The sequence below is a fragment of the Kitasatospora sp. NPDC059646 genome, assembly GCF_042734615.1.
GTDB lineage: Bacteria > Actinomycetota > Actinomycetes > Streptomycetales > Streptomycetaceae > Kitasatospora.
Map to the genome: position 1 here is coordinate 55253 of NZ_JBHWDS010000045.1, position 14518 is coordinate 69770.

18 protein-coding genes and 1 tRNA gene are annotated in these 14518 nt (G+C 75.2%); 6 read left to right on the forward strand and 13 right to left on the reverse strand.

The annotated features are described in order from the left end of the window. Nucleotides 1–75 precede the first annotated feature (75 nt). From ACFV1L_RS27045 to ACFV1L_RS27065, 5 genes are all read right to left on the reverse strand, one after another. A complete protein-coding gene (locus tag ACFV1L_RS27045; protein WP_380370388.1) occupies nt 76–576 on the reverse strand; it encodes a hypothetical protein in 501 nt (166 codons plus the stop codon). Continuing rightward, nucleotides 573–1268, reverse strand: a complete 696-nt coding sequence (locus tag ACFV1L_RS27050) for a hypothetical protein (protein WP_380370390.1) — start codon at nt 1266–1268, stop codon at nt 573–575. Before ACFV1L_RS27050 ends, ACFV1L_RS27045 begins: the two co-directional genes overlap by 4 nt. Next, on the reverse strand, nt 1265–2563 hold the full coding sequence (locus ACFV1L_RS27055; RefSeq protein ID WP_380370392.1) for a putative T7SS-secreted protein: 1299 nt from the start codon (nt 2561–2563) through the stop codon (nt 1265–1267). The genes ACFV1L_RS27050 and ACFV1L_RS27055 overlap by 4 nt, the downstream gene beginning before the upstream one ends. Next, nucleotides 2560–2856, reverse strand: a complete 297-nt coding sequence (locus tag ACFV1L_RS27060) for a hypothetical protein (protein WP_380370394.1) — start codon at nt 2854–2856, stop codon at nt 2560–2562. The genes ACFV1L_RS27055 and ACFV1L_RS27060 overlap by 4 nt, the downstream gene beginning before the upstream one ends. Before the next feature lie 316 nt (nt 2857–3172). Then, nucleotides 3173–3601, reverse strand: a complete 429-nt coding sequence (locus ACFV1L_RS27065) for a hypothetical protein (protein WP_380370395.1) — start codon at nt 3599–3601, stop codon at nt 3173–3175. A 356-nt stretch (nt 3602–3957) separates the two neighbouring features. Here ACFV1L_RS27065 and ACFV1L_RS27070 point away from each other — a divergent pair, with 356 nt between their 5' ends. From ACFV1L_RS27070 to ACFV1L_RS27090, 5 genes are all read left to right on the forward strand, one after another. After that, nucleotides 3958–4152 carry a hypothetical protein gene (locus tag ACFV1L_RS27070; protein ID WP_380370397.1) on the forward strand — a complete coding sequence of 65 codons (195 nt, stop codon included), beginning with the start codon at nt 3958–3960 and terminating at the stop codon, nt 4150–4152. Between the two features lie 32 nt (nt 4153–4184). Further along, nucleotides 4185–4436: a response regulator transcription factor gene (locus ACFV1L_RS27075; RefSeq protein ID WP_380370400.1), complete on the forward strand. Its 252-nt coding sequence runs from the start codon at nt 4185–4187 to the stop codon at nt 4434–4436. Nucleotides 4437–4558: 122 nt separating this feature from the next. Further along, on the forward strand, nt 4559–5350 hold the full coding sequence (locus ACFV1L_RS27080; protein ID WP_380370404.1) for a CPBP family intramembrane glutamic endopeptidase: 792 nt from the start codon (nt 4559–4561) through the stop codon (nt 5348–5350). Further along, nucleotides 5347–6624: a sensor histidine kinase gene (locus ACFV1L_RS27085; RefSeq protein WP_380370406.1), complete on the forward strand. Its 1278-nt coding sequence runs from the start codon at nt 5347–5349 to the stop codon at nt 6622–6624. The genes ACFV1L_RS27080 and ACFV1L_RS27085 overlap by 4 nt, the downstream gene beginning before the upstream one ends. Further along, nucleotides 6576–7220 (forward strand): response regulator, encoded by a 645-nt coding sequence (locus tag ACFV1L_RS27090; RefSeq protein WP_380370408.1) that lies wholly within the window; start codon nt 6576–6578, stop codon nt 7218–7220. Before ACFV1L_RS27085 ends, ACFV1L_RS27090 begins: the two co-directional genes overlap by 49 nt. Nucleotides 7221–7348: 128 nt before the next feature. Here the strand turns inward: ACFV1L_RS27090 and ACFV1L_RS27095 are convergent. From ACFV1L_RS27095 to ACFV1L_RS27130, 8 genes are all read right to left on the reverse strand, one after another. Further along, nucleotides 7349–7422, reverse strand: a tRNA-Ala gene (locus tag ACFV1L_RS27095). A 121-nt stretch (nt 7423–7543) separates the two neighbouring features. Next, nucleotides 7544–8587, reverse strand: coding sequence for a gephyrin-like molybdotransferase receptor GlpR (glpR, locus tag ACFV1L_RS27100; protein WP_380370410.1), 1044 nt, complete (start codon nt 8585–8587; stop codon nt 7544–7546). Nucleotides 8588–8750: 163 nt separating this feature from the next. Next, nucleotides 8751–9377, reverse strand: coding sequence for a GNAT family N-acetyltransferase (locus ACFV1L_RS27105; protein WP_380370429.1), 627 nt, complete (start codon nt 9375–9377; stop codon nt 8751–8753). After that, on the reverse strand, nt 9374–9865 hold the full coding sequence (locus tag ACFV1L_RS27110) for a molybdenum cofactor biosynthesis protein B (RefSeq protein ID WP_380370412.1): 492 nt from the start codon (nt 9863–9865) through the stop codon (nt 9374–9376). Before ACFV1L_RS27110 ends, ACFV1L_RS27105 begins: the two co-directional genes overlap by 4 nt. Next, a complete protein-coding gene (gene moaC, locus ACFV1L_RS27115) occupies nt 9862–10314 on the reverse strand; it encodes a cyclic pyranopterin monophosphate synthase MoaC (protein WP_380370431.1) in 453 nt (150 codons plus the stop codon). The genes ACFV1L_RS27110 and moaC overlap by 4 nt, the downstream gene beginning before the upstream one ends. A gap of 116 nt (nt 10315–10430) precedes the next feature. After that, nucleotides 10431–11744 carry a gephyrin-like molybdotransferase Glp gene (gene glp / locus ACFV1L_RS27120; RefSeq protein WP_380370414.1) on the reverse strand — a complete coding sequence of 438 codons (1314 nt, stop codon included), beginning with the start codon at nt 11742–11744 and terminating at the stop codon, nt 10431–10433. Nucleotides 11745–11770: 26 nt separating this feature from the next. Next, nucleotides 11771–12691, reverse strand: coding sequence for a UTP--glucose-1-phosphate uridylyltransferase GalU (gene galU / locus ACFV1L_RS27125; RefSeq protein ID WP_380370416.1), 921 nt, complete (start codon nt 12689–12691; stop codon nt 11771–11773). A gap of 57 nt (nt 12692–12748) precedes the next feature. Beyond that, nucleotides 12749–13597, reverse strand: a complete 849-nt coding sequence (locus ACFV1L_RS27130; protein ID WP_380370418.1) for a GGDEF domain-containing protein — start codon at nt 13595–13597, stop codon at nt 12749–12751. 63 nt (nt 13598–13660) lie between these two features. Between ACFV1L_RS27130 and ACFV1L_RS27135 the strand changes: the two genes are divergently transcribed. Beyond that, complete coding sequence (locus ACFV1L_RS27135) at nt 13661–14251, forward strand: 5-formyltetrahydrofolate cyclo-ligase (protein ID WP_380370421.1); 591 nt, start codon at nt 13661–13663, stop codon at nt 14249–14251. Nucleotides 14252–14518: the final 267 nt, after the last annotated feature.

Consider the following 14518-nt stretch of genomic DNA (forward strand, 5'->3'; position numbering starts at 1 on the left):
GACAGGTGGGTACGCGTCGAGCCGCCCCGCGCGTGGTGCTGGTCGGGCGCGGGGCGGCTCGGGGGCGGGGCGGGGTCAGCCCGTCTGCAGGGGGACCAGGTGGGCCTCGGCGGTGGTGCTGTCCTTCCAGTCGACCTGCCAGCCGCGGCGGGCGGCGAGCGCCGCGAGCCCTTCGAGGCCGATGCCCCGGTAGTAGCGGCGGCGGACGGAGGTCTTGGGCACCATGGCGCTGCCCTTGAACTGGTAGCGGTGATGCGCGTTGAACTCCTGGTTCGACCGCACCGTGGCCAGGCCGCGCTCGATGCCCCGGTCCAGGGCCCGCCCGGCCCACGCCTCCCACTCCTCCCGGGTGCCGTGCCGCTCCAGGCGGTACCGGCTCGGGGTGAGGACGAACTTGGACCTGCCGGGCTCGGCGTTGCCGTCCGACGGGGTCTCCGAGGCCAGGAAGTCCCAGGCCATCCGGAACGGCAGCCACAGCCACTGGAGGCCGAACTGGAGGCCCAGTCCGAGCGCGGAGCGGCGGGGCAGCGGGCCGGTGCGGAGGCCGGGCGGGGCCGGCGGGTGCCAGGTGCTCATCCGAACGCCTCCAGGAGCTTCGTGTTGTCCGGTCCGGGCAGGTCGGTCCCGGCGGGCTGCCCGCCGGGGCGGCCGTACTCCACGGTCTCGACCAGGGCCGCGAGCATGGTGACGTACTCGGGGAAGTCGACCAGGGTGGGCGTGCTGATGGTCATGGTGACCAGGGTGTCGGCGCCCTGCACCGGGATGTACGCGGAGGCCTGGGCCAGTTCGAGCTTGGCGGTGTTGCCCAGGTCGTCGGTGACTTCGGCGAGCGACCCGGACAGGGCGACCACCACGGGGCCGACGGGGGCCTCGGTGCGGAAGGTCTCGTTGGCCGGGTCGAGCGAGAGCATGTCCAGGATCGCGGCGGTGACCGTCTCCGCGTCGGCGGTGTCGGCCTCGTCGGCCTGGATGACCAGGGTGGCGACGGTGACCCGGTCGTCCTCGGTGCCGGCCAGCAGGAAGCCGGAGTAGACCGCGCCGTCCTCCGCGGCGGTGGCCGCGATGTCGCTGTACCAGGAGGCGACCGTGTCGCGCTGGAACTGGGTGCCGCCGCACCAGACTTCGGCGGACACCTCGGCGATGTGCGCCTCGCGCTCCTGCTCGGGGAGGTCGACGCCGAGCGAGTGGAACTGGGCGGGCAGCACCCAGCGGATGTCGAACGGCTCGTCGGGGAAGATCTCGGCCGGACCGGCCTGAGGGGTCGTCACGAGGTGACCTCCTGGTACAGGGTGGGGGCGTTCTTGATCAGGCCGCCGCCCTTCATGCCGATCTGGGTGCCCCGGGACCACCAGGAGGTGACCGGGAGCGAGAAGACCTTCTCGCCGGCCTCGCCGATGGAGCCGATGCCGGGCAGGTTCTTCAGCGGGGTCCTGGTGAAGACGGGGGTGAGGATCTTGTTGTGCAGCAGGCCGCCCTCCATGTGGGTGCGGGTGATGGCCTGTCCGGCCTCGGCGAGCTTGGAGCCGCCGGCCACCAGGCCCTCGCCCTTGGCGATGGCCTTGACGCCGCCGGCCACGCCCTTGATGCCCTTGGCCGCGCCGCCCACGAACGGCACGACGCCGACGCCGTCCAGTGCGATGGTCGTCCAACTGACGTCCGCGCCGCCGAGTTTGGCGAGTCCGTGGGCGCCGAGCGCGACCGCGGACGCACCGCTGGAGGCGACGCCGAGGGCGGCGGACAGCGGCGGGCACCACATGGTGGCGAGGGAGGCGATGCCCAGCACCGCCGACACGCCGCCCGCGATGTCGCCGATCTTCTTGAGCAGGTCGGCGTGCTTGGTCGCCCAGGCCTTGATCTTCTTGCCGACGCTCTTGAAGCCGTTGCCGATCTTCTCCCAGGTGCTGATCTCGGGAGCGTTCTGGTTGGCCCGGCGGAGCGCCTTCGCGGTCTTGTCGGCGTCGTCCTGGTGGTGCTCCAGCAGTTCCTTGGCCTGCTTGACGATCGCTTCGAGTTCGTCCTTGATGCCCCGCAGTTCGCGGTTGGCGTCCTCCAACTGGCGTTCGGCGGCGCTGTACTCGGCGCTCGCCGCGTCGATCCGGCGCTGCGCGTCGGCGAGTTGGGCGTCGTCGTCGAAGCGCTTGCCGATCAGCGCGAACGCCGGGGAGTCCGCGGCCACGTCGAAGCGCTCGACGGCGTTCGCCTTGGCGTTCTCGGCGGCCTCCAGCCGGCGCTTGGCCTCGGCGGCCTCGGCCTCGTAGCGCCGGGCGACGTCCTGGTACGAGGAGAGCTGGTTCTTCCAGTTGTCGAGCTGGCTGGAGGCCTGCCGCATCGCGTCGACGCTGTCGCTGAGGTAGCGCGGGAGTTCGCCGACCTTTCCGGCGAACGCCTTGGCGGCGTCGCCCTCCCAGACGCTGCCGCCCTGGCCGACGGCGACCAGGGTGCGGTGGGCGCTCTCCATCGCGCTGGAGGCGCGGTTGAGCTTGGCGACCAGGCCGTCGACGTTCTCGGGGTTGCCGGGCGCGGGGTCGAAGCCCAGGGTGGGGAAGTCGGCCTTGCTGCTCACGCGGCCGCTCCGCTGAACATGTCGCGGATCGCCTGGTCGGTCTCCGCGTAGCTCTTGCAGGTCTCCTGGAGCTTGCCCTCCAGGGCCTCGACGCCCTGGGATATCCGGGTGATGGCGTCCTGCCAGCTGTCGTTGAAGTCGTCGCAGGCGTGGTCCAGGTTCTTGCTCCCGGTGGTCTTCGGCCCGGTCTCGTGCATCGCGCGCAGGGCCTCGCGCATGTCCTGCTGACTGTCGTTCAGCTGCTTCACCAGCCGGTCGAGTTCGCTCACCTCGACGCGGAAGTAGTCCCCCATGCTGCGCTGATCCCCTCTGGGCCCGGGCGGCGCCCCGACGCCCGCTGCCGCGGGCGCGTGGACGTTCCGCGCGGACGCCTTCGCTGTTCCTTCACATGAGGCGTCCGAGCGGCCGACGCCCCGCGCCCGGACCTCCGTCGACCTGCACCTGTGGGATGCGCGGCCGCCGGGCCCGCGGTGACGGTCGTTTGCCGAACCGCAGTTCGATGCTTCGAACACCAAGCGCAGGGTACCTTCCGCCCCCGGCACCCGGCCCCGGCACCCCGCCCCGCCGGGCCGTCGGGCGGGGCGTCAGGGCGGGGCACACGGCAGCCCGTCAGGGCAGCGCGAGCGCGAGCGGGCGTTCGGGGCTCCGCGGGTCGAGCCGGTGGCTCCAGTCGGCGGGCACCAGCAGGCACTGGGCGGCGCGCAGCCTCAGCGTGCTGCGCCGGGCCGCGGAACCCGGGGGCGGGCTGAGCCGCACCTCGGCGGCGCCGCGCCGCTGGACCAGCAGCACCGCGTGCGGGGTCCACCGCCACCTCCCGGCAGGGCGGTCGGGGACGGCCAGCACGGGGCGGCCCGTCTCCCGCTCCAGGGCTGCCGCCAGCACCTCGGCGGAGCCGTCGGCGGCCGGCTCCGGCTCCTGCTCGCACCAGAGCAGGGCGGGCCCGGAGCGGCCGGCGCCGTCCCGCAGGAAGGCCGCCAACTCGGCGATCCGACCGCCGTGTTCCGGGCGCGGCCGGTCCGCCCCGTCGTGCCACTGCACGGCTTCCCCTATCCGCAGCGGGTGCCGCACCGTCCTGGTCGCCGCTCGCGTCGCGCACCATCCTGCGCGCTGCGGCCGATGACGGGAAGTCACGGGATCGCGGTACCGGGATCCCGTGACACGGGCCGCGCGCCGACCGGTCCGCACGGCCGGAACTCCGGCCCGATCGCGGCGTTCCGCCCCGATCGGTCCCGTTTCGCCCCCCGGTCACTTTGCTGCCAGCGCAGTTGATGAGGTGGGTGGACGGTGGTCCGGGGACGGTCCGCCCGGACATGCTGGATGCAGGCCGAACAGCGCCGGGCAGGCCGCCCGGCCGGCCCCGTCACCCACCCCGCAACCCGCCCTCGGAGGCCTTCATGAAGCGCGCCCTCGCCCTCGTCGCCCTGACCGCCGCGGCCCTGCTCGCCACCGCCCCGCTGGCCTCCGCCGACACCGCCGCCGCCTCCGGCACGCAGCAACTGCTGCCGTTCGAGCTGCCGACCACCCCGTACGACGGCGACACCTCGTGGGGCGGGGCCTGCGAGACCCCCGACTGCCGTCCCCTGTCCTGACCCCCGCCGCCCCTCGCCCCCGGGAGTTGTCCATGCGTACCTCCGCCGTCCCGCCCACCGCCGCCACCGTCGAGTTCAGCCGCCGCGAGCTCCAGGTCCTGCACCTGGTCGGCGAGGGCGCCAGCTACGCGGTGATCGCCCGCAGGCTGGGCCTCAGCCCGCACACCGTCGACACCTACCTGCGCCGGATCCGCGCCAAGTCCGGGGTCAGCTCGCAGGTCCAGCTCGCCCTGCTGGCCTCCCGCCTGCCCGCGCCGTCCGCCCGCGCCGCCGCCGCGGCCTGACCGGACGGCAGGGGGTGCAGCTGGGTGCACCCCGGCCGGGCAGGTGGCTGCAATGGCACGGGGCGCCGCGCACGGAATCGTCATCGGTGGCAACGACGTACCCCACCGAGAGGCGGACCACCGTGCGGCACAAGCGGAACACCGGAAGCACCCGGAGCAGGGGGACCGGCTGGCTCGCCCCGACCGTGCTCTTCCTCGGCGTGGCCTTTCCGGCCGCCGGCCTGCTGGGCGCGCTCCAGCCGCTCACCGGACTGCCCGACGAGGTGCTCCAACTGACCCAGTTCGGACCGGCGCTGGGGGTGGCCGCGGTCGCCCTGGTCCGGCCGTCGCAGGTGCGGGGCCTGCTGACGGCCGGCGGGGCGCGCGGCCCGCGCGGGGCGCTGCTGCTCAGCGGCCCGGCGATCATCGCGCTGGCGGCGGCCGGCACCTTCCTGCTGCACGGCAGCGTCCCGGTGCACGACCCGGGTTCGCTGGCCGCGCCGTTCGGGGTGGTGGCGGCGGCCCAACTGCTCGGCGCCTGCGGCGAGGAGATCGGCTGGCGCTGCCTGCTCCAGCCGCTGCTGCGCACCCGCTTCGGGCCGCTCGCCTCCTCCGCTGCCGTCGGACTGGCCTGGGGCGGCTGGCACGTGCAGGTGTTCACCCGGGCCCCGGCCTACGCGGCCGGGTTCCTGGCCGCGGCGGTCGCCATGTCGGTGCTGCTGGGCCTGGCCTGGGAGCGGATCGGCGCCCACCGGCTGCTGCTGGCCGGCGGCTTCCACACCCTGGTGAACCTGGGCATGCTGCTGTTCATGGACGAGGAGTCCGGCGCGGTGGAGCCGATGGTGCTGTTCGGCGCGGCGGGCGTGCTGGTCGCGCTGCCCTGGATCCTGGCCGACCGCCGTCCGGCGCGCACGGATAGGCTCGCCACGACATGACGGACCGACAGAAACGTCTCCGCGGACTCCTGGTGGCCTACTGGCGCTGCCAGAAGCTGTCGCTGGCCGCCCTGGCGACGTGCCTGCGGTCGCTCGCCGCACTCGGCGCCCTGGCGCTGCTGCCGGTCGGCGCGGGGCTGCTGCTGGTGCCGCGCGCGGCCCGCCTGCTGCGCCGCGGCAGCGACCGCGAACGCGACCGCACCGCCCGCTGGACGGGCACCGTGATCGACGCACCCGACCCGCTGCCCACCGGCCCGACCGCCACCGGGCGCGCCGTCGCGGTGCTCGGCTCGCCCGCGTTCTGGCGCGACCTCGCCTGGTGCTGCCTCGGCCCGTGGAGCGCCGGCCTGCTGGTCGCCATCCCGCCGACGCTGGTCGTCCACGGCCTGTTCGGCGTCCTGGTCCAGCCGTTCGTCTGGCGGCACCTGGGGCCGGACAACTGGTACGCCTTCGTGCCGGTGGAGTCCACCGGCACCGTGCTCGCCGCCGCCGTCCTCGGCGCGGGCTTCGTCGCGGCCGGCCTGTGGCTGTCCGTCCCGGTGCTGGCCCGCTACGGCGCGTGGACCGGCCGACTGCTGGGCGACCCGTACGCGGCCCGGCTGGAGCGCCGGATCGGGCAGCTGACGGACAGTCGGGCCGACGCGCTGGACACCCAGGCCGCCGAGCTGCGCCGGATCGAACGCGACCTGCACGACGGCGCACAGGCCCGGCTGGTCTCCCTCGGCCTGACCCTCGACCAGGCCGACCGGCTGGTGGAGAGCGACCCGACGGCCGCCCGCCGGCTGCTCGGCGAGGTCCGGGCCAGCTCCGAGCGGGCCCTGCAGGAGCTGCGCGACCTGGTCCACGGCATCCTGCCGCCGGTGCTCGCCGACCGCGGCCTGCCCGACGCCGTCCGCTCGCTCGCCCTGGACTCCTTCCTGGACGTCGAGGTGGACGCCGAACTGCCCGGACGGCTGCCCGCCGCCGTCGAGGGCGCCGCCTACTTCGCCGTCGCCGAACTGCTCGCCAACGCCGGCAAGCACTCCGGCGCCCGCACCGTCCGGATCCGTCTGCGGTGCGCCGACGGCCTGCTCCGGGCCACCGTCACCGACGACGGCCGGGGCGGGGCCGACCTGTCCCGCGGCACCGGACTGGCCGGGGTGCGCCGCCGGCTGGCCGCCTTCGACGGCACCCTCGCCCTGGTCAGCCCGCCGGGCGGACCGACCACCGCGACCCTGGAGCTCCCGTGCGCGTCGTCCTCGCCGAAGACCTCTTCCTCCTCCGCGACGGCCTGAGCCGCACCCTCGCCGAACACGGCTTCGAGGTGGTAGCCGCCGTCGAGACCGGCCCGGAACTGCTGCGCGCCCTGCGCGAGCTGCACCCCGACGTGGCCGTGGTCGACATCCGCCTGCCGCCCACCCACACCGACGAGGGCCTGCAGGCCGCACTGACCGTCCGCCGGGAGCGCCCCGCCCTGCCGGTCCTGGTGCTGTCCCAGTACGTGGAGCAGCTGTACGCGCAGGAACTGCTGGCGGACGGCCGGGGCGCGGTCGGCTACCTGCTCAAGGACCGCGTCACCCACACCGCGCAGTTCGTCGACGCGGTCCGCACCGTCGCCTCCGGCGGCACCGTGATGGACCCCCAGGTGATCGCCCGTCTGATGGCCCGCTCCACCGCCCGCGGCACCACCGCCGACCTGTCGCCCCGCGAACTCGACGTGCTGCGCCTGATGGCGGAGGGCCGCTCCAACGCCGCCGTGATGGCCGAACTGCACATCGGCGAGAGCGCGGTGGCCAAGCACACCGCCTCGATCTTCGCCAAGCTCCGGATCGACAACACCCCGGACGCCAACCGCCGGGTCCTGGCCGTGCTCGCCTACCTGAAGCGCTAGCCGTCGGGCCGGCCCGCCCCTCCCCGCGGGTGTGTGATGCCGCCCACAGCGGCGGGGGGTGACGCCCCGTCCGCCGCCGCACAAAGCAGAAGTCCCGCCCGGTGAACCGGGCGGGACTTCCTGTTGGGTGGAGCTGAGGGGATTCGAACCCCTGACCCCCTCGATGCGAACGAGGTGCGCTACCGGACTGCGCCACAGCCCCAACAAGAAAGAACTCTATCACCCCTGGAGGGGTACTCATGACCATGGTCGCCGGGGCCGCGGGCGGAAGGCGCGAACGCCCCGCGCACCTGGGCGGTGGCGGGGCGTTCCGGGGGCGCGGGCTACTCGTTGGCGGCGCGGGGGCGGTACTCGGGGGCGGCCTGCTGCTGGCCCGGTTCGCCGTACTGGTCGAACAGCGGGGTGGCGGGCCGGCCGGAGTCCCAGGCGTCGGGGGCGGACAGGTCGAGGCCGCGGGTGACCCGGGGGGCCACGGGGGCGGTCACGTACGTGGGGAGGGGCACGGGCACGGGCTCCCAGGAGTCGGGGCCGGCGGCGGCGCGGGCACGGACGCCGTCGGCCCACTCCTCGTGCTCGGTGGCCTCGGCGAGGGCGCTGGCCCGGGTCGCGGGTTCGGCCGGCGCCTCGGCGGGCTGCGGCGCCGGCCCGGCGGGCTCGGCGGCCCGGGCCCGCTCGCGTTCGCGCAGCCGCTCGGCGGCCTGCGCGGCCCGGACCCGGTCGAACTTGACCTCGTAGCGCTGGCGTTCGAGCCGGCGCAGGTGCCCGATGTACAGGGTGAGCAGGATGCCGGGCACGGCGGGCACCCAGAGGAAGGCGAAGCCGGCCACGGCGGCGACGACCGCGCCGAGCGCGAAGGCGACGAAGAGCAGGGTGACCATGCGCCGGCGCCGGGCGAGCAGGCGGGCCCGCCGCTCGGCGGAGCGCCGTCCGTCCTGCTCGCCGTGGTCCCGGCCGCGTTCGGCGCGGGCCTGCGCACCGGCCCGGCCCTCGTCGGGCGCGGCCGGCTCGGCGGCCGCCGCGGGCCGGGCGGACTCCTCGGGCTCCGCGGCCGCCCCGGGCGCGGGCTGCGGGTCGGCGGGGGCCGCCTCGCCGTCCCACGCGGCGGGCCGGGTGGGGACGTCCGCGGGGTCGGCGGAGGCCCCGTCCGGGTCTCCGGCGGGGTGCTGCTGTTCGGCGGTCTGTTCGCCGAGGGCTCGGGCCGCGCGCCGTTCCATGGCCGATCGTCCGGCCAGCAGGCGGATCGCGGTACTGAAGCGTTCCGTCGGACGCGACTCGTTGAGCTCGTCCTGCCTGCGGAGCCACATCGGCACCAGATAGGCGGCCCAGGCCCCTACGATGACCGCGTAGATAAGGCCGCTACTGCTCACGTTTCACACGGTACGGGCGCGGGGTAAGGCGCTGCAGCAATTTGGGACGGCGTGTCGTCCGATCAAGCTGATTCTCAGACTATTTTGCCGGTATTTGTGACGGCTCGCCCCGGGCCCGGCGGGCCGCCGATGCCATATCGATATCTATTATTCGAACAGATATTCAATTCCCTGGTGCGGGGCCGCTCCTGAGGGACCGCCAGCGGTTGAGCAGCCCGTCGGCGGCCTCGTCGGCGGTGAGCGCATAGACCAGGTGGTCGCGCCAGTCGCCGTCGATGTGCAGATAGCGCGGCCGCATTCCCTCGGCGCGGAAGCCGAGTTTCTCCACCACCCGCCGGCTCGGCCGGTTCTCCGGGCGGATGCACACCTCGACCCGGTGCAGGCCCAGGTCGCGGAAGCAGTGGTCGACGGCGAGCGCGACCGCCGTGGGCATGATGCCGCGGCCGGCCACCGCCTCGTCCACCCAGTAGCCGACGTTGGCGGAGCACATCGAGCCCCAGGTGATCCCGCCGACGGTCAACTGGCCGACCAGGCGGCCCCGGTAGAGCACCACGAAGGGCAGCATCCGGCCCGCGGCGGCCTCCGCGCGCAGGTAGCGGACCATCTGCCGGAAGGTCGGCCGGGGCAGCGGCGCACGGCCGGGCGGCGCGGGCGGGACGGTGGCCTCCCAGCGGCGCAGCCAGTCCCGGTTGCGCGCGCTGACCTCCTGCCACTCGGCCTGGTCGCGGCGGCGGATGGGCCGCAGCACGACGTCCCCCTCGGCCAGTTCGACCGGCCGGGCCGCGTTCAGTGCGCACCTCCCGCGGGACGCGGGTGGTCGCCGCCGGCCAGCTGGTCGACGGCGTGCGGCAGCAGCGGGGCCAGCACGGCGAGGCCGTCGCGGACGCCGCCGGTGGAGCCCGGCAGGTTGACGATCAGGGTGCGCCCGGCGAGGCCGGCCAGGCCCCGGGAGAGCGCCGCGGTGGGCACCTTCTCCCGGCCGTGCGCGCGGATCGCCTCGGGGATGCCGGGGATCCGGCGGTCGATCACCCGGGCGGTCATCTCGGGGGTGAGGTCCTGCGGCGAGATGCCGGTGCCGCCGGTGGTGAGCACCACGTCGTACCCGGCGGCGACGGCCTCGCGGAGCACGGCCTCGACCGGGTCGCCGTCGGGGACGACCCGGGGCCCGTCGGTCTCGAAGCCCATCTCCCGCAGCCCGGCGACCAGCAGCGGGCCGCCCCGGTCCTGGTACACCCCGGCGGCGGCCCGGTTGGAGACGGTGACGGCGAGCGCCTTCACTGCTCGTCCTCCCCCGCCGCGTCCTGCCGGTGCCAGTCGCCGCTCTTGCCGCCGGTCTTGCTGAGCACCCGGACGTCCTCGATGGCGGCGGCCTTGTCGACGGCCTTGACCATGTCGATGACGGTGAGCGCGGCGGTGGCGACGGCGGTGAGCGCCTCCATCTCGACACCGGTGCGGTCGGCGGTGCGGACGGTGGCGGTGATCTCCACGGCGGTGTCGGTGACCGTCAGGTCGACGGCGGTGCCGGTGAGCGCGATGGGGTGGCAGAGCGGGATCAGGTCGGGCGTCCGCTTGGCGCCCATGATGCCGGCGATCCGGGCGACGGCGAGGGCGTCGCCCTTGGGAACGCCTTCGCCGCGCAGCAGTTCGACCACCCGGGGGGCGACCCGGACGCGGCCGGCCGCCACCGCGACCCGGGCGGTGGCGGCCTTCTCGGAGACGTCGACCATCCGGGCGGCGCCGGTGTGGTCGACGTGCGTGAGGCGGTCGCCGGGGGGTGTGTCGGTCACGAGTGGGCTCCAGTAACACGGTGCGAATCTCGCGCTACCGTACAGCCCCGCCCGGGTCAGTCCGTGAGAAGGACCACATCGACGGCGCTTCCGGCCGGCACCGCGGTGGTGTCCTCGGGCACCGTGATCAGGCAGTCCGCCTTCGCCAACGCGCCGACCAGGTGCGAACCTTCACCACCCACGGGGCTGACGGTGCCGTCCGCCGGGTGGTACCGGCCGCGCAGGAACTGCCGCCGTCCGGCCGGGGAGCGCAGCGCCGCGGTGGTGGCGGCGCGCACCACGGGGCGGTGCACGTCGGGGGCGCCGAGCATGGTGCGGATGACGGGGCGGACGAACAGTTCGAAGGAGATGTACGCGCTGACCGGGTTGCCGGGCAGCGCGAGCAGCGGCACGCCCTGGTCGCCGCCGATCCGGCCGTAGCCCTGCGGCTTGCCGGGCTGCATCCGCAGCCGCCGGAAGTCGACGCCCGCGTAGTCGGCGAAGACCTCCTTGACCACGTCGTAGGCGCCGACCGAGACGCCGCCGCTGGTGACGATCAGGTCGGCCCGGCCGAGCTGGTCCTCCAGCACCGCGCGCAGGGTCGACGCCTCGTCGGGGACGCCGCCGACCCGGTAGGCGACCGCGCCGGCCGCGGTCGCGGCGGCGGTCAGGGTGAAGGAGTTGGAGTCGTGGATCCGGCCGGGGCCGGTCTCCTCGCCGGGCTGGACGAGTTCGCTGCCGGTGGAGAGCACCACCACCCGGGGCCGCGGGCGGACCCGGACGGTGGCCCGGCCGATCGCGGCCAGCAGGCCGAGCTGGGCGGGGCCGAGCAGGGCGCCGGACTCCAGCACGGTGTCGCCGGCGGTGACGTCGCTGCCGCGGCGGCGGATGAACGCGCCCTCGGCGACCGGGCGCAGCACCCGCACCTCGGCGCCCTCGCCGCCGGCGCCCATCGCGTCGGCGGCCTGCCCGGTGCCGGTGCCGCCGTCGGTCCACTCGACCGGGGCGACGGCCTCGGCGCCGGGCGGGACGGGGGCGCCGGTCATGATCCGGGCGGCCTGGCCGGGGCCGACCTTGGGCAGCTCGCCGGCGCCGGCGGCGATGTCGCCGACCACGGCGAGCACCGACGGGTACTCGTCGGTGGCCCGCACGGTGTCGGCGGTGCGCACCGCGTAGCCGTCCATCGAGCTGTTGTCGAACGGCGGCAGGTCGGCGGTGGCGTGCACGTCCTCGGCGAGCCGCAGGCCCTGGGCCTCCAGCAGGCGGAGCTCGATGGGCGGCAGCGGCGCCGCGGCGAACAGCACGTCGGCGAGGTGCTCGTCGACGCTCCACAGGCGCGGCGACGCCGGGGAGCCGGCGCCCTCGTCGCAGGGGTCGTGCTTCCCGGTCATCGCCTCACACTCGCCTTCGTGGTGGGTCAGCCCTGCATCTCGGCGGCGACGAACTGCCGCAGCCAGGTCCGGAATTCGGGGCCGAGGTCGTCGCGCTCGGCGGCCAGCCGGACGATCGTGCGGAGGTAGTCGGCGCGGTCGCCGGTGTCGTAGCGGCGGCCCTTGAACAGCACGCCGTAGACCGGGCCGCCGGTGTTCTCGTCGCGGGTGGCGAGCTCGCGCAGCGCGTCGGTCAGCTGGATCTCGCCGCCGCGGCCGGGCGGGGTGTCGCGCAGCACGTCGAAGACGGCCGGGTCGAGGACGTAGCGGCCGATGACGGCGTAGTTGGACGGGGCGTCGGCGGTGTCGGGCTTCTCGACCAGGTCGGTGACCTGGAAGACGTCCTCGCCGAAGCCGTTGGGCTTGACGGCGGCGCAGCCGTACAGGTGGATCTGGGCGGGGTCGACCTCCATCAACGCGACGACGGAGCCGCCGAGTTCCTGCTGCACCTCGATCATGCGGGCCAGCAGCGGGTCGCGCGGGTCGATCAGGTCGTCGCCGAGGAGGACGGCGAACGGCTGGCCGGCGACGTGCTGTTCGGCGACCGAGACGGCGTGGCCGAGGCCCTTCGGGTCGCCCTGCCGCACGTAGTGCATGTTGGCCAGCTGCACCGACTCCTGGACGCGCCGCAGCCGGTCGTGGTCGCCCTTGCGGGTGAGCAGCTCCTCCAGCTCGTAGGCGCGGTCGAAGTGGTCTTCCAGAGCACGCTTGTTGCGACCGGTGACCATCAGTATGTCGGACAGGCCCGCCGAGGCGGCCTCCTCCACCACGTACTGGATCGCCGGCTTGTCCACGACCGGGAGCATCTCCTTGGGCGTGGCCTTGGTGGCGGGGAGGAACCGGGTGCCGAGTCCGGCAGCGGGGACGACTGCCTTGGTGACCGGCGTGCGGGCGTGCTTGTTCGTCATGCGTCGACCTTACTAAGCCAGGGATTCCACCCTGCTGAGAGGCGGGTGAATCGGTTCTTAAGGCCTGTCACCGGTCGCGCGGGGGCCGACGGTGGTCGCGTGCGGGGTGAGGGTGTCCTCGCCGGGGCCGGAAGACACCTTACCCGGCAGCGGTGAAGCGTCCGGCCCGGCCGCCGGGTCCGGTACCGGGCCCCTGGGCGGGACGGCGCGCCAGCAGTCGCCGCCCGCGGCGCGGGCCTCGGCGAGCGCGCGGTCGGCGGCGCGCAGCAGGACGGCGGCGTGCGCGCCGTCCCGGGGCAGCACGGCCAGGCCGATCGCGGCGGTCAGTCCGCTGCGCGCCTCCGGGTCGGCGGCCTCGCCGGGGTGACGGTCCGTCAGGCGGTGCCGGCGGACCGTCCAGCACAGCCGCTCGGCGACCTGGGCGGCGCCGTCGGGGGCGGTGTCGGGCAGCAGGACCAGGAACTCCTCGCCGCCGTACCGCCCGAGGGTGTCGCAGGAGCGGATCTCCACCGCCAGGCGCTGGGCGAGGTCGCGCAGCATGGCGTTGGCGCGGGAGCGGCCGTGCTCGGCGACCAGGGCGTCGAAGCCGGCGATCTCCACCATCAGCAGCGACAGCGGGCGCGGGTCGACGGTGCTGGCCTCGGCCCGGCGGGCCCGTTCGATCTCCTGGTCCAGGGTGAGCTGCAGGTGGCGGTAGTTCCACACGCCGGTGAGCGGGTCGCAGGAGGCGGTGCGGCGCAACTCGTCCCGTTCCGCCGTCAGTTCCGCGATCTTCGCCAGAAGTTCCGCCTCCCGGCCGCCGGACGCGGCCCGCGCCCGGCGGCGGCGCAGCACCGTGACGCCGGCGGCGGCCGGGGCGGCCGCGCCGAGCACGGCCAGGGCCTGGAGCAGGAGCGGGGTGGGCATGCGGCGGCCTCGACGTGTCAGGCTCGTGTCACTGCAACGGACAGAGCTGAAGGGATTCGGGTGGTGTCTGCGGATCGGTTGTCCAACGACAAGACGGTGCTGAGGTCACGGCTGCTCGCCGAACGGCGGGCGCTGACCGCCGAACAGCGCGCCGCGGCGGCCGAGGCGCTGGCGGCCCGGGCGGCGGCCCTGGTGCCGCCGGGGGGCACCGTCGCCGCGTACGTCTCGGTCGGCGCGGAGCCCGGCACCCGCCCGCTGCTGGCCGCGCTGGCGGCCGCCGGGGCCCGCGTCCTGCTGCCGGTCCTGCTGCCGGACAACGACCTCGACTGGGCGCCCTACGAGGGCGGGGACCGGCTCGCGCCCGCCGCCCGGGGGCTGCTCGAACCCCTCGCCGAGCGCCTCGGCCCCGACGCCGTGTGCGCCGCCGACGTGGTGCTGCTGCCCGGCCTCGCCGTGGACGGACGCGGCATCCGCCTCGGCCGCGGCGGCGGCTCCTACGACCGCGTCCTGGCCCGCCTCGCCCGCGCCGGCGCCCACCCGCTGCTGGCCACCCTCCTCTACCCGCACGAACTCCTCCCCGCCCTCCCCGCCGAACCGCACGACCTCCCGGTCCACGCCGCCGTCACCCCCGCCGGCGTCACCCGCTTCGCCTGACGCCGGGCGGCGGGCCCGACGGCGGAGGGCAGCGGGAACGGGGCCGGGCGGCGGCGGACAGGGGGAGCCGGATACCGCCGGACGGACCGGAGCCCCCCGGGGGCTCGTCCGGGCACAGCGGTCGCAGGGCCCCCCGGCGCTGCCGACGCACGTCCTGCCACCGCCGGTAGCCCCGCGCTGCCACCGCCGGTAGCCCCGCGCCCGGCCCGGCAGTGCCCACCGGCGTCGCCGGCGTCCTGCTCTGGACGCCGGCGCGGTCTCCCCGTC